Consider the following 18,691-nt stretch of genomic DNA (forward strand, 5'->3'; position numbering starts at 1 on the left):
TGGATTGTAAAAAAATTGATTTTTTTTAATCTTTTTTTCTTTTTTACTTAATAATTTATAAAAATTTTGAATCTATTCTCACAAAATAGATATAAATACGCATGACTTTAAAAAAAAATCCTGCTATTTATTAATAAATTCAAAATTATTTATGTCTCTAGAATCTATATTGATGGTAGTTGCTCCAATCTGTCTTTTTACCGTAGGAGTTATTGTCTTACCTATTTTAGTAAAGCCACGTAAACAATCTGGTTTACCTAAGAGGTACATACGCGGTCTTTAAATTAATTCAGCTTTAAAGAAGAGCAAAGGCAATCAGCATAAAAAAGAAAGAAATAATTAATAAGATTGCGATAAAAGAGTAAAATAAAAAATATTTGGAACAAAATTATAAATTCTTTTCATTATGAGATCCTTTGATGGATAATAGAATTTATAAATTCACTTTTATTTAACACTATTCTTAACCAAAAAAAAATTTGAGTAATATAAAATTTTCAGGTCTTAAAGGCCAAGCGCTTGTAATAGAGGATAAAGATATTCCAAGCATAAAAGAATTTCAGGATGTTATCCCAGATCACTACTTTAAGTGCAATACCAAAACTTCTTTGAGGTATCTTTTACAATCAACTTTAATTCAATTATTAATAGTTGCGATAGGGTTATCTATTCCATTTACCCCAAAAATGATCCCAATTTGGATTATTTACGCATTTCTATCAGGCACCACTGCAATGGGATTCTGGGTAATTGCCCATGAATGTGGGCATGGAGCATTCTCTAAAAACAAGACGCTGGAGTCTATTACTGGTTATTTCCTACATTCATTACTTCTAGTGCCTTATTTTTCTTGGCAGCGTTCTCATGCTATTCATCATCGATTCACAAATAACATAACCAATGGAGAAACTCACGTCCCATTGGTCATAAAAGGGAATGGAGTTACAGAAAAAGTTGGCGGAGAAAAAGAATTACATTTTTCAAATTCCTTAGGTAAGAAAAAATATGGAATTCTTCAACTTGTCTTACATCTAATATTTGGCTGGCCTGCTTATTTACTTACAGGAAGTACAGGAGGGCTTAAATATGGTACTTCAAATCATTTTTGGCCAATAAAACCATTTTCTAAAGCATTATGGCCATCAATATGGGCCAAGAAAGTTTGGATATCAGATATAGGTGTATGTTTAACATTAGTGGGCATAGTTTATTCAGTTTTCAAGTATGGATTATTTCCAGTAATTGCTATGTATTTTGGCCCTTTATTAGTGGTTAATTGTTGGCTAGTAGTTTATACATGGCTTCATCATACAGATTCAGATGTGCCTCATCTTTCAAATACGGAATTTTCCTTTATGAAAGGCGCATTTCTGTCTATTGACAGGCCTTACGGTAGAGTCCTTAATTTTCTTCACCATAATATAGGTTCTAGCCATGTCGTTCATCATGTATGTCCAACGATCCCTCATTATCATGCAAAAAAGGCAACTGTCTTTATTAAAAAAGCCTTTTAAAAAGCATATCTTTTTAATCCTGACCCAATACACAAAGCTCTATGGAATATTGCTTGCAATTGCGTTGCTGTTAAGTCAGACATTAAGAGAGGAAGATATATTTGGCAATCTTCATACAAAATGGTCGATTAAAAACATAATAAGTTTCAATTCTTTATCACATTAATTTGCGCAAATCTGAAAAGAATATAAAAGAATTAGCAATAACAAACTTTTCATCTTAGAAAATACTTACATTTTGGTAATTCTATGAGTGGCGACAATTTGCATGGTAATCAGCCTATTAAATTTTATTCGGAAAAAATAACACTTACAAAAGTTGAATTATTAGAAAGACAGTTGAGTTTGGGCGAAAAAATTTCAGATTTAGATCAAAAGCATAAAGAATGGAGCAAAAAACTATCAGGTTGATCATCTAATATGCTGCATTCGCAAAACTTATTAATATTTACATTTCATTTATCAAAAATTTTTCTGTAAATTATCGAAAAATTATTTGCAGGCATTTTAATAATATCCTCTTGAGAAAAACCATTTTTCTTACTCTCATCACAAACTTCCTCAAGATTTTTAATACCCCATAGACCATTTTGCATTTTTAAAGAATTATCGAAAAAATAATTACTTTCACTTGTATGCTTATTACAAATTTTAAATGGCCCATACAAAATCAAAAATTGCCCCTTATTGAGTAATTTTCCTGACTCTCTAAAGAGTGCTACAGTACAAGACCACTGTGCAACATGAATCATATTTATAGAGACTATTCCTTGCAAAGAATGAGCTAATCTCAATGGAATTTTCCAAGGAATTTTTTCTACATCAATCTCAAGAGGCTGGGGCATATTCTTAGTTAGGTCTTCATACTCAATCCAAGAACTTATACTTTTTCTATGCACTAACTCTGGGTCACTTGTTTGCCAAATTATTCCAGGAAAGCGTTTTTGAAAAACCACTCCATGTTCACCGCTGCCACTCCCGATTTCCAATACTGAACCTTTTTTTATAATTCTGGAGAGTACATCACCAATGCAGTCTCTATTTCTTTGAGTTGACGAATAAAACAGTCTATTATCCAAAATTAAAAAAATGGGCGCTTCGATAAAAAGAATATTTCTAAAATCGTTGATTATTTAACCTTTCTTAATTTAGGAGTCTTGAAAAACATTATTTTAAGACTAAACAATAATATTGAAATTGTAAGAGCAGGCAAGATATAAAGTATTAAATCAGAACTCATTAGAGAAGGAATCTTTCCAAAAATTAAGTGCATGTAGTAAGTCGCGAATGACATAAATTAATTTATAACTATTTTATTAATAGCAATTATTTGAATTCTAAAAACTACTTTTAGTCAAAACCAAAAATGCTCAAAAAAAGAGTCAGCCTGTATCCCTACTAGCTGACTCTTGTATTATATTAATTAAAATTACCTCTGAATGAGGATTTAATTTTAAAAGAAAAAGGTAATAATTTACATTTATTTTGTTTCAAATTGGAAAAAATCTCAGAAAAAAAAATAAAAACTATTATGGTATGTTTCGATACATATATGTAGCATTTTCATAAAATTACCTAATTAAGTAAGAAAAAAATTTCTTTTTTCTTTACATTAATAAAAAATATGTTATATTTGTTTACAAATTATTAAAAAAATGACTCCAAAAGCAGAACGTTTTAACGGTTGGGCAGCAATGTTAGGTTTCGTTGCAGCAGTCGGTGCATACGTAACCACTGGTCAAATTATTCCAGGTTGGTTCTAATGAAAAATAACGAAACAAAAATAGTCGAAAAGGAAAAAATCGTTGCTGAAAAGCTTAACGGAAGATTCGCAATGATCGGTTTTATCGCTCTAATAGGAGCATACCTAACAACAGGTCAAATCATACCAGGGTTTATTTAAAGAAAATTTTTTTCCATAAAGTCGAGTTAAACTCGACTTTTTTTCTAATCTTATAATTGATATCAAACTTTATGTTTTAGTTAAGGTTTAAAAATCAGTATAACGTTTTGTCTTAATTCTAAAATTTAACTTACGATATTGATTGTTTAACGGATCCAATGTCATTCCAAAGATTAGTTATATTATTTAGGCTAATTTTATTAATTTAGTTGGGCATAAATAGTTACTCAAACTAAGAAAGTTTTACAAGAAACAATATCAATAAATTAAATTCCCAACCAGAAAGCAGAAAACCTATGATAACTGAATTTTAAAAAATAAATAAAAACATAAATATTAATTTGATTATTTTTCTTCTTTAAATCATAAATTTATCTGTTATTTGATGCTATCTTTATCGAAATAATTTGAGGATTTAATGAGAGTAAAGCTTGAACCAGATACAGCATTTATAGGCAAAAAATTTGCTTACATATTTCTAGGAATAATATTTAGCCTGAATGCGGTAACGTTTATTTGGTTTTTCTTATTTTCAAATTTAAAATAAATAAATTATTGCTAAAAGAATGAGGTTAATTGAATAAAAATTAATTCTAAATTTATTTAAATTCTTTTAAATTTTTTAAAAATAGCTTATAAAAACAGAAATCGAGGAACTAGAAAATTCCTGGAATTATCTGGCCTGTTGTTATGTATGCACCTAATAGTGCAACGAAACCTACCATAGCCCATCTGCCATTTACTTTTTCAGCATTTTGAGGATACCCATCATAAGATACAGATTCATCAATATAAGGCCTAGTTTCTGATGGAAACATATTTTGTCTTCCACCTGATTCTGTAGTAACTCCAGACTTCGTCATTTAAAATATAATAATTGTTAACTAAAGTAACATAAATATTAACTTATGTAAACTAAAAGACTTCAATCATTGAATCCCCAAGCAATTACGAGTCAATATTTGAAATTTCTGTTTAAAAAAATTAATAGGTCAGATTTTTTAATAAAATCCCCTTTAATTATCAAATTTACAGATAAATCTCTAAAAATGAGCATTTATACTCACAGTGAGTAATTTTACTTAGTAAAATATAAAAAGCATTTAGGAAGTGCTTGCCTGGTTAAATCACAAATCTGAATTTAACTAGTTCGTCATGAGCTTGCCTGTGGGATACCTGCAAGCTCTTTCAATTTTAAAAGCAAATAAATAAACTAAACAAGTAGTAAGCAATTTTCTACCAAATCTAATTTTTACGCGAACATAAAATGTCAATAAATAGTTTTATTGCTAAATAAAAAATAGAGTTAAAAAAAGTTATGTCTTTAGATTTTATTCTCATCCCCTCTTGCATTGTTATTATCCTTTTTCTTTTGAATAGAGAAAATATTATCTACAAGAAAAATCAAAAGGCTAAGTAAATGGATTTGTTTTCATGAGGAACAACATTAAGAATCAAAAAACTTAATTATTATAAATAAATAACAGATTTTTAAACTATCTAGGCTGACTTTTTTCTTAAGATCAATTTATCCCAATAGAACATTGAATTATTAATTTGATCTATTTTTTGTTGGCAGTGTACACACTTACATTCGTTTATAAAAGCTTTATTTTTCATTCTTTCCCCCTTTCTTCTTAAAGAAACCAAATTTTTTGTTTTACTGCAAGTATTAATAAACTATTTTTTCTTAAATAACTAAATTAAAAATTTTTTTTATGCAAATTTTATATTGTTTTATAAAACATTGATATTTTATAATGCTGGGAAAGGTAGCACAAATTAAATAAATTTCTTTTGAAACTTTCAAATAAATCACTAATTAAATCAACTATTAATAAATTAATTAGTCCTTGGTATTCAATACCTCTAATCGATAGATGGTTACTTGGGCAAATAATACCCCCTATGTTATTTGCTATTTCTGCTTTTACTGTTATCTCATTATCTGTTGGGGTAATGTTCGATCTAATAAGGAAAATAGTTGAGTATGGTTTACCACTTTTTCTAGCGTTAAAAGTTCTCTTTTTTAGCTTACCAAGCTTTCTAGTGTTGTCATTCCCGATGGCAGTTTTACTCTCTACTTTATTAGCCTATGGAAAGTTATCAAGCAATTCTGAATTATTAGCACTGAAATCATTGGGAATAAAAACTTCAAGAATTATTTCTCCAGCTATCGCTCTTTCAATATTTATGACAGGATTAACTTTTTACTTTAACGATAATTTAGTTCCCAAAAGTAACAAGTTAGCTGAAACAACATTAAGAGCAGGGATAGGAAGTTCTTTCAGCGAAGAAAAAGGAAAAGAAAACATTATGTTTTCAAGATATGGATCCAGAATAAATTCCGAAACTAAAAAACCAACAAAAAATAATTCTAAACTCACTCATATTTTTTATTCCCAATGGTATGAAAACAAGATCATGAAAAACGTTACAGTATTAGATTTTTCCAGAGAAGATTTTCAACAAATTTTAAAAGCAAACTCTGGAAGATTTGACAAAAAAAGTTCTTCTTGGATTTTTTCTAACGGGAGTATTGTATCAATTGATTCAGGTGGACAAACTACAAATATTCAATTTAAAGAATATAAATATCCATTTGTGGAAGGACCCATGGAGTTAGCAAAAGTACCTAAGGATGCCAATGAAATGACTTTAAAGCAGGCTATACAAGCAGAAAAAATTTATAAAAAAACTGGAAACTTGAAAGAGGTTAGAAGAATGAAAGTCCGCATTCAAGAAAAATTTACTCTACCTTTTGCATGCTTGGTCTTTGGTTTAATAGGAAGCAGTCTGGGATCTAAATCTAATTTAAGATCTTCAAAAAGCCAGGGATTTGGATTGAGCGTAATTCTTATATTAATTTATTATGTAATGTCATTTATATTTAGTTCCTTCGGAGTAAAAGGTATTTTACCTCCAATTTTTGCTGCATGGTTACCTGTCTTAATTTCTCTGGGAGGTGGAATTTATTTGTTAAGAAAATCAAGTTCTTTTTAAATATTTAAAATTATAAATAATAATAAAAATCATTAAGCAAAATTCTTTTGCAATTAAAAGAGTCTTAAATCATTATTTCCCATCTATCTTTTGATATCCATACCAATCAGGATAATTTTTTTCTTCAATAAAGTTTTTATCTTGAGTTAATTCTATTGCCCAATTATCTATCTTTTTTATTAGTTTACAATCATCGCAACTAATTAATGTTTCTAAAGAAGCAAGATCATCTTTATGCTTTTTTTTACACCCAATAAGCCATTTAGATTTAGCTATATTTTTTGCCTCTAATTTATTTGTAGCTATAACTAATCCAAACTCATGTTTTTCTTGCATAGAAGTTGGATCATAGCCTCCAATATTGACGAACCATAAATTCTTTTTAGTGCTACTCTTATTAGAAAATTTGTTATTGTTTATTTTCAAATTTTCAATATTTCGAAGATTTATCTTATAACCATCTAAATATTGTATTTTTTTATAGCTATCGATATGCAAACCTTTTGAAGATCCAAACCAATTCTTTCTTAAAGTATCGTATGTATCTTCAATTTTAGACCCAACAACCCATCTAACATCATGAAGTTCAATATTAGCTTTTTTTACTCTTCCTCCAAGGACAACCAAATAGAGAAAATTATTTTCTATTTTTTCCACTTTTAAGAAATAAAGTTTAATTTGACTTAAATTTAAATTATCAAAGATTATCTTGCAGATTATTGTTCTAAGTAAAAGATTATCTTAATTGAACCAGCCTTTTTTCTTTGCTTTTACTTTTGGTGAAGTTTGAATCTTGGGAGCTTCGTCCACTCTACCTTTGATAATCATTATGGGAACTATTGCCCATAATGATAAAAATAATATCCAAAAAAGATAAATGTTCATAATTTTAAAATCTTATAAAATCATCTTAAAATCAATAAAATAAGATTCGTGAGTTTCTTTTTAAAGTTCCAATGTCGATGTATAATCAAATATTTTCTTTTGCAATAAAGATAAATAAAATTCAAAAAAGTTTATACAATTATTCGGTTAAATTCAAAAATATAAAGAAAACATTTGGTTTATTTTAAGGCATCAAGAAATAATCGCACTCAACAAAACCACTGCTTTGCTCCAGGATATTTTGAGTGCATATTTATAATGACACGATAAAAATTTTTTCGTGAATCTTTTAAAATCAAACTTCGCTTATCTAAAATAAACTTAAATGTTAATAGATAAATGAAAAAATGTGATTCATGTCGTAAGCCAGATAAAATTCATTACAGAGTTAAATCCATAGTTCATACGGACTGGATTTTTTGTTGTAAAGAATGTTGGAGTATAATTTCTAAAAATAAAAATTATTCCTATGGTGGCACTAGAAAGTCAAAATAATTAATTTTCCAGCGGAGTAACTTACAAAACTATTAAAACAATTGAATTAGAAAAAGAATTTTAATTTTCTAAAAAAAAATCTTTAATTTCTTTTTTTATAGATTTATATTCTAAATTAATATCTTTAATAAATTCGTCTACTTCTTTTTTTATATTTTTATATTCATTTATTTTTTGTTTACTTTTCTTATAGAAAATCGATTCAAATTTACCTGGATTTGATGCCTCAATCCAATATCCTGCTAAACAATAAATTTGATTTGGCACTAAAGTTACAATGAATAATTTTTTAGATTTTTTATATTGATCAATTATCTTGTTAGCCAAATTACCTTTAGTTTTCTTAGTTCCAAATAGAGTAATATCTTTTGCTAAAGGCTTAAAATTATTCGATAGATTCTTACTTTTTTCTACTGAATTTCTAGAAATTATTTTTTCTAGAGTAAAACAATAATCGAAAAAATTAGTATTTTCTTTTTTTGAGGGATATATAGTTATGAGAGAACCAAAAAGTAAAAAAGAAGTTAGAAGAAATTTCTTAAACATATTTATTTTAAATTAGATTTTATTATTGCATAAATATAAAAAGAGAATTTTAAAATAACTTTTAATGTCCTTTAAAAGATGCAAATCAATTAAAAAAATTTCTATTAATTAAGCTAAAACTCTTTAGAAAACTTTAAAAGTTTTTCGAACTAATTAAGTATTTAAAAAAAATTTTTTCTTATAATAAATGTATGAAAAAAACTTTTTTAAAAAATAAAAGTATCAGATCCTTTTTAGATTTTTTTGCAAGAGTATCAATTTCAGCAATATTTATCTCTGCAATACCAGGCAAAATAAATGATTTTGAAAGAACAGTTGAATATATTTCTTCAAAAGGTATTCCCGATCAAATTTCATCTATTCTTCTAGTAGGTGCGATTATATGTCTTATCTTGGGTTCGGGTTTTTTAATATTTGGAGAAAATCAAAAAATTGGTACAGTCTTTTTATTACTATTTCTTATTCCAACAACAATAATTTTTCATTTATTCCCTTTCCATCAACGAGCAGTATTTATGAATCTAGGTTTGATAGGTGGATTAATTATTACTGCAATAAGGGAACCAAAATAATTAACTTAATTAAAGAAACCTACATATTTTATTATTTTTTCTTTCTTAGTTCTGGAAAGCATTTCGCAATATGAATTAATTCATAAACCTCATTGCTATCGTATTTTTTATTAGGAACCCCGCTTCCTACATCTATGCCTCTCTCTTTCATCTTCTTTAAAATCAATTCTTGTCTTTGTATACTCGACATAGACTTAAATCTTTTAATTCGTTCTTCTTTATTCACTAGATCTTAATTTATTTAAAATTTATTTTAAGGTTTTATCAATTAGCGATTCATTAAATAAGTAAGAAAGCCTGTAAATGTGAGTAATTTAAATCCAATAAATAAAGGCAAATATTTTTTTACCTTTTTGCTAACGGGCAATAATTTATTTAATGAATTGATCATGATTTAAATTAAAATCTAATTCTTTCAAACATCCTAACGAATTTTTTTTAAAATTATCTCATTTCGATTTGTACATTTAAAACAGTAGATCTAAACTAGAAAGGTTACTCCCCTTATTTTTATGAATGATAAAGAAACAATAATTTCATTATTAGATGAGTTTGCTAATCCAAAAAAAATGGCATCATTTTTTGTTGACAATGCTACTCCAGAATTTTTATTCATAAGACCGAGTGGTAATCCAATAGATGCAAAGGGATTCGAACAAATGATTACTGGTGATATAGTTCAAGAAAAGGCAGAAATAACCAAAATTCACAGATTCGAATTTTTAAGCGAAAATATCGTAATGTGCATCTTTACACTAGGTTCAAAATTTACTTACAAAGGGGCTCCTAATGACGACTTACCAACAGTGACATCCATTTTTAAAAAAGTAAATAATGTTTGGAAAATTCACTGGATGCAAAGATCTACCGGAAATTCGGATTTATCTTTATGGGACTAGCTAAGTTAATAGCGCTGTTGATGGTACTACTACTTGTAGGTAGTTCTTTTATTAGTTTAATTTTGTATTTTATAAAATAAAGAATACCCAGTAAATATTTCTTTTTTAGAAAACAATTGCTGTTTTTATGCTAAGTAATTTGATTTTCAAGTAAAAATAAAAACTTTAGACAGGCTAACGCCTATATCTAAAGCTAATAAGGCAATTAATAAATTACTCATTTTTTAGAACTCTCAACTATTTTTTTGTAAAGTTCTTCAGAAATAGGTTGCATAACCTTTTGAAAATCTAATTAAAAAATAGTTACTTTAAAATTAATTTCTCGTTACTAAATATACGAATATATGAATTTTTAAATAGGCAAAAAATATATCCACTATAAGTTCTTCTTATAAAGTATTAATTAATACTTAATCCAAAAAGGTCAATAAATGTCCAAACTTTTTTAAAAAAAGAAATTAGAAATCTTATTTCAAGTAAATAGATCCTCTATAAGTAAGCTTTATAATCTTTTCTTCTTGTTTTCTACAATATACGAAAGACTTTCCATTGAAATACATGTTTACCATGATGCAGCTCCTGAACTTGCTCAAGTCCCCGTCCTATGGCTTGAGTCGTACTGCGGTCTATCAGATGGTAGATCGGACGATTTTGTAGTATTCACTACAATCCATTTATAAAGTATTTATACTTAGATGTCAACAATTAATAGAAACTAAACTTCAATTTAAAAGCAGATTCGGCTCTCATAAACTCCCGAACAAGAATACACAACATATAACTACGAGTAACTCCCATAAAAACTGAAACAAATGCTAGAACTACACAAATAGGGCAATGTGGGAATCCCATTATTTATTTTCCAATATAAATTTCAATTCAGTCTCTGCGTTACGAATGTCAATTCTTCTCTTAAGTAGTTTAAAAAATTTAATTATTTTTTTCAAAATTAAACCTTCTTTAGGCATCAATAATAATATTATTCTAAGAATCAATATATCAATGAGCAAAAATACTGAATCGATTGATATAACTAAATTTTTGTAGCCAAACTATACAAAAAAACCAACATACGCTCAATTACTTTTGATCAATTAAGCCGTAAATGCTTATTCAGAATAAATAGAATAATTGGTGATCTAGTTACCTTGCAGTACTATTTTTTTTGCTAAAAAATAGAGCGGGGTAAAGTCCAATACTCCAAGAGGATTTAGTCCGCCACCTAAAGCCTAAAATCTTAAATTTTCTCTCCTAATATGAATCTATGCTTTATGAGATAAATATCTTGATTACTTGATAATATTTTTTTGTATATTGCTACTACAAAAATTATTAGGTTATTTAAATTAATTACTAAATCCTCGTGGAGAAAGCTTTAGTTAACTTTTTTTACTGGTTACTAATCAGATCAGCCGAATCTCATTATGGCGAATCATTGGTATCAGTAAAAATTCCATCTAATTCAACCAAAAGTTTTTCTTGATTTTAGAAATTTTTTTTGAAGGTTTTAATATTTAAATAAAAAACTTACTAAACATTTATTAACTTATTCGAATGAAATTGGTTAATTATCTCTATTGCAAATAAAGATGAGGTTGGTAATCTTGCACTTAAAGAAGATACTTAATTTCTTAATATGATGAGATTTGATAATTTAATTTCCAATGGAGATGATGACCTCCTTTCAATAGAAGATTTAAGGTCTTTACGTCTTCGAAAACAGAAAATTGAAAGTGATAAAAAAGCAAGAAAATATATCATGGACATAAATCAAAGATATAGAAAAATGAGCACCCACAAAAGAAATAACTTTTTAAGAAATGTTAATCCCTTCAAAAAGGCCGCATAAATTCTTAACCTTAATTATGTTAATTTGTTAAACATTACATCTTTCAGAGTAATATTTTAAAGGTGTTTCTTTGGAAGAGTTTCACCAAGAGGGGTCGTTCTATGGCCCCTTCTTCCATTAGATATTTCTTTTTATAAAAGCTAATGTTTAAAAAAATGTATTTACCTTTAACTTCCTTTAATAAAAAACATTATTGGATAATGAATTTTTTTTATAAATAATGATGAACCTAAAAGAAGAAAATTTAGTTATCAATAAAAGGCTTATATTTTTTTTAATATCTATTCTTCTTTTGGTTTCTTTTTGTTCAATATTTTTTATCGAGAATCATAGTTTAGTGGCTCACGATGAGTCTCTTTATGCTAATCGAGCAAAATTAATAATAGATTCTAATAATTGGTTCACACCTTTTGAAAAGGCACATCATAAAACTATTGGTTCATATTGGTTAATTGCATTGAGTTTTAAAATGTTCGGAATCAGTGAATTTTCAGCAAGATTACCAAGTTATATATTCTCAATACTTTCTTCATTTGTATTGTTCAAAATAATTAAAGATATAAGTACTTTAGAAATTGGATTAATATCCATTTTTACATTATCTTCATCATTTCTTTGGTTCAGCTACGGCAAATATTGTAGTCCTGATACACTTTATATCTTTTTAAACTTATTAGGTATTTTATTTTTACTAAAAACAAGTAATTCTTTAAAAGAAAAAAATAAAAATAAATTTCTATTTTTAAGCGGTTTTTTTCTGTCACTTCCATTTTTTGTAAGAAGTTATTTACAACTATTACCTTTAGTCAGTATATTTCCATTGATTTATTTCAAAATAAAAAAACTAAGATATAGAAATACGAGATATTTGATTATTGGATTTTTTGTAGGTTTAATACCTCTAATTATTTTTTACTACATTTCATATCGAACATATGGAGTTGATTCGTTAATAAGGCCATATATGTTATTAAAGGCAAAAACATTAACTGAAAATAACATATTAGAGGGTTTTTTATTTTATCCAAGGAATCTAATTTTACTATCTACACCTTTCTTTATTTTTTTAATTAATGGGACTAGATATATCCTAAAGAATAAATCCAGAGAAATTCAAATTTTATTAGTTTTTACTCCTTTTATAAATATTGTTCTCCTGATGTTTACAGCTTCAAAATATTCTCATTATGGATTATTTACTATTCCTTTATTGGCATCAAATGCCTCTTTTGGAATTTATGAATCATTTAAAAAAAAATCATATGAATCAAAATTGATCTTAAGAATATTTGGAGGATTAATGTTGATAATAAGTTCCTTAATATTTTTCATATCAATATTAAATTTTCATTTAAAAATCTTTAATCAATTCTACTTAATTGAAGGATTTATAATTTCCTTTTTATCATTAATATCACTGATTCTATCTTTAAATCTAATATATAAAACTAATTCAAAATCTATTAATATAAATAATATATTATCAATATTTTTTATCCAAATTTTTATACTAAATACGCTTTTTATTAATGGTACAATAGGAAACCCAAATACTGAAATAAAAGATTTTATTTATCAGCCCGATATAAAAAAAATAATTAATAATAACCAGATATTTATTATAGGTGAATTAGATAATAAAAATTTAAATTTATTGAAATTTTATCTCCCACAGGCCAGGATAATTAAAAAAGAGCAAATCCCTAAAATAGAGCCAATTTATGGAATTATAAATAACAAAGATATGAAAAAATTAAATAATTCAATAAGAACTGAATTTATAAATTTGAAAGAATTTAAAGATATTAACCTCATAAAAATAAATTAAAAATTATGGTTTGTTATAAAATTAATCAAATCTTGATTCGGTTATGAACAAAGTATTTAACTTAATCAATAGCAAATAATTTAAAAATAAAATATCACTTACATTTGATTAACTAATTTAATGGCTTCAGCTACAAGTTGGCAATTCTATAAAGAAGTTGAAAATAAGATTTTATGGGTAAAAATTTGTGCCCAAGATTTAGAAGGAGTATTTATTGCCATCAATAAATGGTGGAAGACAAGGTATCCAGAATACAAAATCAGAATAGTTTCTAAAAAAGAATTTGAACTTATAAAAATGCAAGCTAAAGAAAAGGAGCAATAAAATTTTTCTTTGGTAAATTTTGAGGCTGAATATCTATTTTATGCAGTTATAGTAAGTTAAATAAATAAATTAATAAATGAATTCTGCATTTTCAAAAGTATCAAATTTAAAATTTAATAGACTTTCGAAAATAGCTATTACTCTAGTATCATCAACTTTCTTTTTGTATGCCTTGGGTCAAGCGCCAATTTTTAAAAATATAGTTGCAGGTTCCTTCTCTTGCTCTGGCTAAATAAAATAATGATTGTTAAAGAAGCTAAAATCTAAAATAGTCAGTGATTGACAGTCGATCTAAACTTAGAGGGATGAACCCCTCTACTTTAATGTTTAATAGATTTATTTATGAAAAGATAATGACTCTTCTTATTTCTCTTTTCAGCTGATGAATATTTCCCCGCACCTATTAATTGATGCTGTGATATTAAGCGCTGCCCTTACAATAACTTTTGTATTAAGAGCAAAAGGTAATGCTGCAAGAGAAGAAAAAGAAAATAGATGATTACTAAAGAAGAAGAAAAAGAATTTAAAAAACCTAAATTATATAGATTTTGGAACTTTCTTATTTATGGAAGTTCTATTGCTATTGGAGTTTTCTTAGTTTATTTATATTCTGCTTATGTCTTTATAAATAAATGACCTACATGTACGGCATAGCGATTACCTATGGAGTTGTGAGTCTTTTATTGCTTGGTGGGTTTGCATACTTTACTTTTAAAATGAAACGCTAATTTTTATTTCCTCTTCAATGAAAGATTTCTTAGATAAATTTTTTGATTTATGTAGAGAATATCAACAAGAAATTCCACCTCAGAAGATGGCTGAGATTTTAAGAGAATATGCAGATAGATTAGATGAATGATAGATACTTTTAGACCTGAGAAAGTATTAAAGAGATAAAATTTCTAAGCAAAATTTATACAAATTTTTTTAAAGTTGGAATAAATTTTTTAAGGATATTTTCATTGCAATTATTCATAATTTGAGATTTTTTTTTGATCCTTAATCCGTACAATTTTGTTCCTCTAACCGCACACATAAAACTTGAAATTTACTATTCAAATGAATTAGAACATAGGTGTAGTCAAGAGGTAAGTCTTATGGCATTAAATGACACATTTACTATCCAAGAAATTAATTTGGATAAAAAAAACCTTTCATTTGATAATAAGCTTAAAAAAATTGAAGCTTATTGGAATAACGAATGTGCAGAACATCCGAGTAACAACCATTGCAAGATTTTTTGTGATTAATACTTTAACTTTTAGGTATTCTTACGCTTGATTTTTACATAATACCCGTACTAAAGAATAATCAGACAGAAAGGAGGCCAAGCAAATGACTAATTTAGGTATAGAAATCTTATTTTGGACAATTTTAATTTCTTATCTGGGATTAAGGTTTTCTCAAACTTGGAATGGATTCAAAAAACAGTATTAATTAGGAGAATAGAAAATGAAACTTCAAACTCAATTCACTGTTCCAAAAAAAGAATTAAAAGATCTTGATTATGTTAAGAAAGTAGATTTCTTAGAAGAAACATTAAACAAAGAATGTATAGATTATCCAAATCAAGAAGATTGCTTGGTTTGTTGCAATTAGAAATCAAAAAATAGCTGTTTTTTAAAAGTAAATAAATTTTTATTTGTATTTATAAATTTTCTAAAAGGGAGTTAGCACTATGGAATTAAGATTCTTCCCAATAAATATTTTTAGAGAGACTCCAAAAGTCACATTCTTTGATGCAGGCATAGATAGTTCTAATGGTTCTGATGTTGTGATCCATTCTGGGGAAGCTATATCTCCTCCAGATGATTTAAAAGATGAGCAATATTACGTTCACAATCATCAAATTGACCACAATTTAGTAATCACTGGAGAAAGGAAATTTGTTTTAATAAATCCTTCCTGGGATGAACCTCATCATGTGATTTATTTAAATAGATCTATGGGAGCATTACAAATTCCTATAGGAACTTATCACAGATCTATCTCAGGGAAAGAAGGTAGTATTGTTTTAAACCAACCCAAAAGAGATAAATTTTTTGATCCTGCTAAAGAATTTATCCCTCAAAAATTAGACAAAGTTAATTTAATTAAGGCAAGACAAAGTCCTCCTGTTTATTGGATTTACGAAAATAACAAAATCAAAAGAGTCTATTTAAATCCTTTAGAAAGAAAAGTTAAAACTCTTGTTTGAAATGAAAAAAAACAAAAAGCATATATCTCATGAAATTAATAATTTAAAAAACCTGAATTTAATTATTAATTCTGATACTTATAAATTGGCTCACGAAGATAATGGTTTACTTAGCCGAAATGAAATGCGTGGAGTTAGGATGCTTCTTGAAATTACGAAACCAGATTTAATCCTTGAAGAAAATAAAATTCTTTCAACCATAATTATTTTTGGAGGCGCAAGCATTACAGAAGAGTCAAATACAAAAAAGAGAATTGAAAATATAAAAGAGTTAATTAAAAAAAATCCTAAATCGATACTTCTAAAACGAAATTTAAATAGATTAGAAAATTTGCTTATAATGAGTCATTACTATCAATCTGCAAGGGAGTTTTCTAAGCTTGCTTCAATTAATAATCAAAATAAAAACTGTAATTCGCATGTGATTGTTACAGGTGGGGGGCCAGGAATTATGGAAGCTGCTAATAGAGGTGCATTTGAAGCAAATTGTAAGTCTATAGGGTTAAATATCAGTCTCCCTAATGAACAAATACCAAATGCTTTTATAACTCCCGGTCTTTGCTTTAAATTTAATTATTTTGCATTAAGAAAGATCCATTTTGTTATGCGATCAGTAGCTGCCGTATTTTTTCCTGGAGGTTTTGGAACACTAGATGAATTATTTGAACTATTGACTCTTTGTCAAACAGGAATGAAAACAAAAATCCCAATCATACTTTTTGGTAGAGAGTATTGGAATAAGATAATTAACTTTGAATATTTAGCTGATCTTGGATTAATTGAAGATGAACATTTAAACCTTTTCCAATATGCAGACACGGCATCAGAAGCATGGAAAATTATCAAATCATCAAAAAAGCCAACCTAGAAAACTATAAGCTGACTTGATAACAAATGTAGAAGAATGATTAATAAGTATTTGATATCTTGTTTTTCATGCTTTCAATCTTATTGATTAATTCATCTAACCATTCTGTATTATTTTGCTCTTGTCTTTTATGGCTTTGGCTTTTTTGAGTACTCATAAATTTCTTATTTTTATATTTTATTTAATATATCTTCAGAAATTAAAGGAATCAATAAGCAATATTACCAAATCGATTGATAAAACAAGCTTTAGTAGCATTTCAGACAAACCTGCCATCACAAATTAACTAAGAAAACCTAAATCTCTTTAGTTAAGTATTTTCTACGATGTTTTTATTTGAAATTCTGATTTGAATTAGGAAAGGTTATTTATAATTTTATGGAAAAATCATTTCTAAATTTTATTTATTGGATCCTACTAAAGTCAGCTGAAAGTTACTATGGCGATGCATTAAAAACAGAAATTCCATACACACCTTATTTTTAAATTTGATGTAAGTTAACTTTTAATATTTGAAACTAGTTTTTGAGACATTAGTTTGGAATAAATTTATCAAACAATACAATATGGGTTGCTTATAGATTCACTACAAAATAATCTCTTGCGTTGCATTTCTCTTAGTGATTGAGAATAAATGTTAGCTGTAAGAATCGCTCCAAAATTTACTAAAACTACAATTAGAAGAAGTAGCTCAATTGCGAGGTTGGTCATAAGATTACCCTCCTTAAATTTATATAAAAATCCTACAACGTCAAAATAAGTATTGAATAGAGTTTAAATTCCTATTTTTAGCCATCGAGATTCTTTGGTAATGGACTATGTTCACAATTTTCGACGCATTCTTCTAAGGACTTTTCATAATTACTCTTAATTTCGCAACTACGAAGACAATCATAGAAGGCATACTTAGGATCTAATTCATTTTTGAATTGTTTATTTCTAAATGTATTCATGATCAAACTCCCTTTGATTTTTTTTCAAGTTGATTAATTAATTTATCCAACCAGAGAGTATTATTGATTTTTTTTGTGTTTTTAAAGTATTTCGTTTTGTAAGTACTCATGAAGTGAAACCTCCAATTAGCAGGTCTAAATTAGAGGTTATAGTCAAAATTTCCTAGAGCAAAAATACTGATTATGAATTTAGTGAAATATTTTAAAAAAGATTAATTTATAGTTTGTATTTTAGGTATTAAAACTCTTGCTTCTTGTATATAACTAATACTAAATAACTTCTAAAAAAGGGGGTTAATTATGACTTACGGAAATCTAATTAAAAATAAAATTCAACATGCATTTGGTGGTTTGTTTGATACATTATCAATTGAGAGAAAACTAACTGATGCTCAAATGGAATGTATGCAATTCGGAATTTGTGATTATGCTCCAAGACAAGTTGAGGAAGTTCCCTTTTTTCATTATTAATTTGAATTTATTTTAAACGAAGAGCAATTAGCTCCTTCTAACCCAATCAGGAGATCCACTAAACCAATCAGCAAGATCATCATTTTTGGGATCGAAATGATTTTCAGTTTCTAAACCATCAAGGCCAAGATTCTGGATAAGTCCATTTATTCCATCTGATTTTTGTTTGCCATATCTCCTCAAGCTATTAGCTTTCTTAAGCCATGTCCATATAGTTGAATTATGTTTTGCAAACTTTTCTACATAAATTCTTTCTTCCAATGCAACAGGTTCATCAAGTGAAATCCTTTTTACAATATCCTTAATTTTTAAACGAGTCTTGTTGGTTAGGAACATATTCATAAAAGAAGTTAATGCTTTATAAAAGTTTTTTTTATGAATGTC

25 protein-coding genes and 1 pseudogene are annotated in these 18,691 nt (G+C 27.1%); 17 read left to right on the forward strand and 9 right to left on the reverse strand.

Annotation, left to right across the window (positions count from 1 at the left end; genetic code table 11):
• Positions 1-479 precede the first annotated feature (479 nt).
• Both A9601_RS16635 and A9601_RS18790 read left to right on the forward strand, forming a co-directional pair.
• Positions 480-1,646, forward strand: a pseudogene (locus A9601_RS16635) (fatty acid desaturase).
• A gap of 117 nt (positions 1,647-1,763) precedes the next feature.
• Positions 1,764-1,925 carry a hypothetical protein gene (locus A9601_RS18790; protein ID WP_011819007.1) on the forward strand — a complete coding sequence of 54 codons (162 nt, stop codon included), beginning with the start codon at positions 1,764-1,766 and terminating at the stop codon, positions 1,923-1,925.
• A gap of 44 nt (positions 1,926-1,969) precedes the next feature.
• Here the strand turns inward: A9601_RS18790 and A9601_RS16640 are convergent, their stop codons facing one another.
• Entirely contained in the window at positions 1,970-2,593 is a 624-nt protein-coding gene (locus tag A9601_RS16640; RefSeq protein WP_011819008.1) for a DUF938 domain-containing protein, read from the reverse strand.
• A 576-nt stretch (positions 2,594-3,169) separates the two neighbouring features.
• Here A9601_RS16640 and A9601_RS16645 point away from each other — a divergent pair.
• Positions 3,170-3,277 (forward strand): high light inducible protein, encoded by a 108-nt coding sequence (locus tag A9601_RS16645; protein ID WP_011819009.1) that lies wholly within the window; start codon positions 3,170-3,172, stop codon positions 3,275-3,277.
• Positions 3,277-3,417 carry a high light inducible protein gene (locus tag A9601_RS16650; RefSeq protein ID WP_011819010.1) on the forward strand — a complete coding sequence of 47 codons (141 nt, stop codon included), beginning with the start codon at positions 3,277-3,279 and terminating at the stop codon, positions 3,415-3,417. The genes A9601_RS16645 and A9601_RS16650 overlap by 1 nt, the downstream gene beginning before the upstream one ends.
• Before the next feature lie 656 nt (positions 3,418-4,073).
• Here the strand turns inward: A9601_RS16650 and A9601_RS16655 are convergent.
• Positions 4,074-4,280, reverse strand: coding sequence for a high light inducible protein (locus tag A9601_RS16655; protein WP_011819012.1), 207 nt, complete (start codon positions 4,278-4,280; stop codon positions 4,074-4,076).
• Between the two features lie 934 nt (positions 4,281-5,214).
• Between A9601_RS16655 and A9601_RS16660 the strand changes: the two genes are divergently transcribed.
• The gene (locus A9601_RS16660) at positions 5,215-6,420 is read left to right on the forward strand and encodes an LptF/LptG family permease (protein ID WP_011819014.1); all 1,206 of its coding nucleotides are present in this window, start codon (positions 5,215-5,217) and stop codon (positions 6,418-6,420) included.
• A gap of 72 nt (positions 6,421-6,492) precedes the next feature.
• Here the strand turns inward: A9601_RS16660 and A9601_RS16665 are convergent, their stop codons facing one another.
• From A9601_RS16665 to A9601_RS16670, 3 genes are all read right to left on the reverse strand, one after another.
• Positions 6,493-7,077 carry a DUF1543 domain-containing protein gene (locus tag A9601_RS16665; RefSeq protein WP_011819015.1) on the reverse strand — a complete coding sequence of 195 codons (585 nt, stop codon included), beginning with the start codon at positions 7,075-7,077 and terminating at the stop codon, positions 6,493-6,495.
• 84 nt (positions 7,078-7,161) lie between these two features.
• On the reverse strand, positions 7,162-7,305 hold the full coding sequence (locus A9601_RS18795; protein ID WP_011819016.1) for a hypothetical protein: 144 nt from the start codon (positions 7,303-7,305) through the stop codon (positions 7,162-7,164).
• Between the two features lie 555 nt (positions 7,306-7,860).
• On the reverse strand, positions 7,861-8,346 hold the full coding sequence (locus tag A9601_RS16670) for a hypothetical protein (RefSeq protein ID WP_011819017.1): 486 nt from the start codon (positions 8,344-8,346) through the stop codon (positions 7,861-7,863).
• 191 nt (positions 8,347-8,537) lie between these two features.
• Between A9601_RS16670 and A9601_RS16675 the strand changes: the two genes are divergently transcribed.
• Positions 8,538-8,918 (forward strand): DoxX family protein, encoded by a 381-nt coding sequence (locus A9601_RS16675; RefSeq protein WP_011819019.1) that lies wholly within the window; start codon positions 8,538-8,540, stop codon positions 8,916-8,918.
• A gap of 31 nt (positions 8,919-8,949) precedes the next feature.
• Here A9601_RS16675 and A9601_RS18800 read toward each other — a convergent pair whose 3' ends face one another.
• The gene (locus A9601_RS18800; protein ID WP_225866253.1) at positions 8,950-9,108 is read right to left on the reverse strand and encodes a hypothetical protein; all 159 of its coding nucleotides are present in this window, start codon (positions 9,106-9,108) and stop codon (positions 8,950-8,952) included.
• 322 nt (positions 9,109-9,430) lie between these two features.
• On the opposite strand from A9601_RS18800, the gene A9601_RS16685 reads away from it, so the two are divergent.
• From A9601_RS16685 to A9601_RS16710, 10 genes are all read left to right on the forward strand, one after another.
• On the forward strand, positions 9,431-9,817 hold the full coding sequence (locus tag A9601_RS16685; protein ID WP_011819022.1) for a DUF3804 family protein: 387 nt from the start codon (positions 9,431-9,433) through the stop codon (positions 9,815-9,817).
• Between the two features lie 1,636 nt (positions 9,818-11,453).
• Positions 11,454-11,666: a hypothetical protein gene (locus tag A9601_RS16690; RefSeq protein WP_011819024.1), complete on the forward strand. Its 213-nt coding sequence runs from the start codon at positions 11,454-11,456 to the stop codon at positions 11,664-11,666.
• A 220-nt stretch (positions 11,667-11,886) separates the two neighbouring features.
• A complete protein-coding gene (locus tag A9601_RS16695) occupies positions 11,887-13,494 on the forward strand; it encodes an ArnT family glycosyltransferase (RefSeq protein WP_011819025.1) in 1,608 nt (535 codons plus the stop codon).
• Between the two features lie 120 nt (positions 13,495-13,614).
• Positions 13,615-13,818, forward strand: a complete 204-nt coding sequence (locus A9601_RS16700; protein ID WP_011819026.1) for a hypothetical protein — start codon at positions 13,615-13,617, stop codon at positions 13,816-13,818.
• A gap of 76 nt (positions 13,819-13,894) precedes the next feature.
• Complete coding sequence (locus tag A9601_RS18805; RefSeq protein ID WP_011819027.1) at positions 13,895-14,050, forward strand: hypothetical protein; 156 nt, start codon at positions 13,895-13,897, stop codon at positions 14,048-14,050.
• A 263-nt stretch (positions 14,051-14,313) separates the two neighbouring features.
• Complete coding sequence (locus A9601_RS18810) at positions 14,314-14,454, forward strand: hypothetical protein (protein ID WP_002806251.1); 141 nt, start codon at positions 14,314-14,316, stop codon at positions 14,452-14,454.
• A 356-nt stretch (positions 14,455-14,810) separates the two neighbouring features.
• On the forward strand, positions 14,811-15,068 hold the full coding sequence (locus A9601_RS18520; protein WP_032555741.1) for a hypothetical protein: 258 nt from the start codon (positions 14,811-14,813) through the stop codon (positions 15,066-15,068).
• A gap of 202 nt (positions 15,069-15,270) precedes the next feature.
• A complete protein-coding gene (locus A9601_RS18815) occupies positions 15,271-15,417 on the forward strand; it encodes a hypothetical protein (protein ID WP_011819032.1) in 147 nt (48 codons plus the stop codon).
• A 79-nt stretch (positions 15,418-15,496) separates the two neighbouring features.
• Positions 15,497-16,015, forward strand: coding sequence for a hypothetical protein (locus tag A9601_RS16705; RefSeq protein ID WP_011819033.1), 519 nt, complete (start codon positions 15,497-15,499; stop codon positions 16,013-16,015).
• Between the two features lies 1 nt (position 16,016).
• Positions 16,017-16,883, forward strand: a complete 867-nt coding sequence (locus A9601_RS16710; protein WP_011819034.1) for an LOG family protein — start codon at positions 16,017-16,019, stop codon at positions 16,881-16,883.
• A gap of 552 nt (positions 16,884-17,435) precedes the next feature.
• Here the strand turns inward: A9601_RS16710 and A9601_RS18820 are convergent.
• Complete coding sequence (locus tag A9601_RS18820) at positions 17,436-17,594, reverse strand: hypothetical protein (protein ID WP_167315830.1); 159 nt, start codon at positions 17,592-17,594, stop codon at positions 17,436-17,438.
• Positions 17,595-17,671: 77 nt separating this feature from the next.
• Positions 17,672-17,836: a hypothetical protein gene (locus A9601_RS18825; RefSeq protein ID WP_167315831.1), complete on the reverse strand. Its 165-nt coding sequence runs from the start codon at positions 17,834-17,836 to the stop codon at positions 17,672-17,674.
• A 300-nt stretch (positions 17,837-18,136) separates the two neighbouring features.
• Between A9601_RS18825 and A9601_RS18830 the strand changes: the two genes are divergently transcribed.
• Positions 18,137-18,307 (forward strand): hypothetical protein, encoded by a 171-nt coding sequence (locus A9601_RS18830; protein ID WP_011819038.1) that lies wholly within the window; start codon positions 18,137-18,139, stop codon positions 18,305-18,307.
• A gap of 27 nt (positions 18,308-18,334) precedes the next feature.
• On the opposite strand, the gene A9601_RS16715 is transcribed toward A9601_RS18830, so the two are convergent.
• Entirely contained in the window at positions 18,335-18,643 is a 309-nt protein-coding gene (locus tag A9601_RS16715; RefSeq protein WP_025932142.1) for a hypothetical protein, read from the reverse strand.
• Positions 18,644-18,691: the final 48 nt, after the last annotated feature.

Source organism: Prochlorococcus marinus str. AS9601, assembly GCF_000015645.1.
Classification (GTDB): domain Bacteria; phylum Cyanobacteriota; class Cyanobacteriia; order PCC-6307; family Cyanobiaceae; genus Prochlorococcus_A; species Prochlorococcus_A marinus_O.

Excerpts from the sequence above, each read along its gene's own strand:
- A9601_RS16700 (WP_011819026.1), top strand. The coding sequence starts at position 13,615 with ATGGCTTCAGCTACAAGTTGGCAATTCTATAAAGAAGTTGAAAATAAG.
- A9601_RS18790 (WP_011819007.1), top strand. The coding sequence starts at position 1,764 with ATGAGTGGCGACAATTTGCATGGTAATCAGCCTATTAAATTTTATTCG.
- A9601_RS16705 (WP_011819033.1), top strand. The coding sequence starts at position 15,497 with ATGGAATTAAGATTCTTCCCAATAAATATTTTTAGAGAGACTCCAAAA.
- A9601_RS18830 (WP_011819038.1), top strand. The coding sequence starts at position 18,137 with ATGACTTACGGAAATCTAATTAAAAATAAAATTCAACATGCATTTGGT.
- A9601_RS16650 (WP_011819010.1), top strand. The coding sequence starts at position 3,277 with ATGAAAAATAACGAAACAAAAATAGTCGAAAAGGAAAAAATCGTTGCT.
- A9601_RS18810 (WP_002806251.1), top strand. The coding sequence starts at position 14,314 with ATGATTACTAAAGAAGAAGAAAAAGAATTTAAAAAACCTAAATTATAT.
- A9601_RS18805 (WP_011819027.1), top strand. The coding sequence starts at position 13,895 with ATGAATTCTGCATTTTCAAAAGTATCAAATTTAAAATTTAATAGACTT.
- A9601_RS16675 (WP_011819019.1), top strand. The coding sequence starts at position 8,538 with ATGAAAAAAACTTTTTTAAAAAATAAAAGTATCAGATCCTTTTTAGAT.
- A9601_RS18820 (WP_167315830.1), bottom strand. The coding sequence starts at position 17,594 with ATGACCAACCTCGCAATTGAGCTACTTCTTCTAATTGTAGTTTTAGTA.
- A9601_RS16695 (WP_011819025.1), top strand. The coding sequence starts at position 11,887 with ATGATGAACCTAAAAGAAGAAAATTTAGTTATCAATAAAAGGCTTATA.
- A9601_RS16655 (WP_011819012.1), bottom strand. The coding sequence starts at position 4,280 with ATGACGAAGTCTGGAGTTACTACAGAATCAGGTGGAAGACAAAATATG.
- A9601_RS16690 (WP_011819024.1), top strand. The coding sequence starts at position 11,454 with ATGATGAGATTTGATAATTTAATTTCCAATGGAGATGATGACCTCCTT.
- A9601_RS18815 (WP_011819032.1), top strand. The coding sequence starts at position 15,271 with ATGAAACTTCAAACTCAATTCACTGTTCCAAAAAAAGAATTAAAAGAT.
- A9601_RS16685 (WP_011819022.1), top strand. The coding sequence starts at position 9,431 with ATGAATGATAAAGAAACAATAATTTCATTATTAGATGAGTTTGCTAAT.
- A9601_RS18800 (WP_225866253.1), bottom strand. The coding sequence starts at position 9,108 with ATGTCGAGTATACAAAGACAAGAATTGATTTTAAAGAAGATGAAAGAG.
- A9601_RS16645 (WP_011819009.1), top strand. The coding sequence starts at position 3,170 with ATGACTCCAAAAGCAGAACGTTTTAACGGTTGGGCAGCAATGTTAGGT.
- A9601_RS18825 (WP_167315831.1), bottom strand. The coding sequence starts at position 17,836 with ATGAATACATTTAGAAATAAACAATTCAAAAATGAATTAGATCCTAAG.
- A9601_RS16710 (WP_011819034.1), top strand. The coding sequence starts at position 16,017 with ATGAAAAAAAACAAAAAGCATATATCTCATGAAATTAATAATTTAAAA.
- A9601_RS16715 (WP_025932142.1), bottom strand. The coding sequence starts at position 18,643 with ATGTTCCTAACCAACAAGACTCGTTTAAAAATTAAGGATATTGTAAAA.
- A9601_RS16670 (WP_011819017.1), bottom strand. The coding sequence starts at position 8,346 with ATGTTTAAGAAATTTCTTCTAACTTCTTTTTTACTTTTTGGTTCTCTC.
- A9601_RS18795 (WP_011819016.1), bottom strand. The coding sequence starts at position 7,305 with ATGAACATTTATCTTTTTTGGATATTATTTTTATCATTATGGGCAATA.